This is a genomic window from Microcoleus sp. N3A4 (assembly GCF_036701805.1).
Classification (GTDB): Bacteria; Cyanobacteriota; Cyanobacteriia; order Cyanobacteriales; family Microcoleaceae; genus Microcoleus.
Genome location: NZ_JAUBRJ010000170.1, coordinates 1 through 1,705, shown reverse-complemented (window position 1 = coordinate 1,705; position 1,705 = coordinate 1). Strand labels below are relative to the sequence as shown.

Below are 1,705 nucleotides of genomic sequence, written 5' to 3'. Positions count from 1 at the left end.
ATTAAAGTCAGTGAAGGAGTCGCCTCCTCCACTGCTCTCCAAAACGGAACGTGATAGTTTCCCATCATTCCGCTCCTCAATAAAACGGCTGTTGTCATCAGTACGTCATTACCAACATATCGTTTTCCCACGCCCAAAGGCTTGGTTCCACTGGTGGCTTAGGTTTAGCGCTTTTGCAGCTAGATTTGTTACCGAGACTACCATCATTGGCAGTCTTTGTGTCGTGGCAATGTCGATGGAGTAGCTGCCAATTATCATACAATTCCCTTCCACCTTTCGATTTGGGGATGATGTGGTCAACTTCTATCGAATCTCCATCTTTGAAGTAGTTATCGCAGTGAGCGCATTTCCCTTTTTGTCGCTTGAGTAATTTAGCCACTCTTACGGGTATTTCGGGGTGTACTCCCATTCTTGAACTCCAATATATCCAGTCCCCGTCATAGGGTGATGCCATTCCTTTTACTTTTACATAGCGCTTTATTTCAGTGGAGCTATGTTGTATTAGCATTAGAGGATTGTTACCCTCTCCGGTTGCGAACACCCAGTTATTGCCTTCTACGGTTTTGAAGTATTTACGGCGTATCCACCCTTTGCCTTTGTTCCTATGACGATGACGACCCCACTTCAGGAGTTTCCAAACCACTAAGTGCCACAGCTTTGAAAATATTTTTTGACTGACGACTGTTGAGAAGTAGTTGCACCAACCCCGTATGATAGGAGTGAGATTCTTAATTAAAGTCGCTTGGTTTGACCCACGCGATTTATTTATTACTTCAGCAACTTTTATGTAGTGCTTTTTCTGACTTTCTTTACTGGGGGTGATAATAGTCTTAAATCCGAGGATTTTACCCTTTATTTTGCCTGAATTGTGTTTCCCAACAGGGAATTGCCTGACGTTGAATCCTAGGAAGTTGAATCCAGGTTGTTCATCATCTAACTTGTTCAGGGTGTGAGCTAATCTTGTTTTACTCGGCTTTAGTTCTAACCCAATGCCACTCAACCACTTCTCTATCTCTACTTGACACAGCTTTACAACTTCTAAATCCTCATGAAGGACTACAAAATCGTCCGCATATCTTATCAATGAAATCGATTTGAGTTTGTCTCGCAATCCAAGATTATAACCACGATAGTCTTTCATCTCGAATTTTGGGGCTAAACCCATAATCAATTCCTCAATCCCATGTAAGGCGACATTGGCAAGTAGAGGTGAAATTACCCCGCCTTGTGGTGTACCTTCATCAGTTGGGAATAGCTCGTTTCCATCCATAACACCAGCTTTTAACCAAGCTCGGATTTGTCTCCGTAGGGTAGGATAAGTATTCAATTTTTTGAGAAGTACATCGTGATTAATACGGTCGAAGCATTTACTGATATCGGCATCCAACACATACTTGGATTTTTTATTAACCGCACAGAATATTGCTCCTATCGCATCGTGGCATGAGCGTCCAGGTCTGAACCCGTATGAGTTAGGTTCAAATCGCGCTTCCCATTCTGGTTCTAACACCAGTTTGACTAACGCTTGCAAAGCTCGGTCTTCCATTGTCGGTATACCTAAAGGTCTTTCCTCATCTGTCCCTGGTTTGGGTATCCAAACTCGGCGTGTTGGCTTAACCTTTGAACCCAATGATATTTTATTTATCAAGGCGAGACGTTGCTTTGGGGTCAGCGATTTAACGCCATCCACACCTGCCGTCTTCTT

The 1,705-nt window shown here is 43.2% G+C and carries 1 protein-coding gene; it reads right to left on the bottom strand.

Annotated elements, in window-relative coordinates; genetic code table 11:
* Positions 1 to 97 precede the first annotated feature (97 nt).
* Positions 98 to 1,705, bottom strand: a 1,608-nt coding sequence (gene ltrA / locus QUA56_RS36500) for a group II intron reverse transcriptase/maturase (protein WP_333368874.1), incomplete at its 5' end; no start/stop codon positions are given.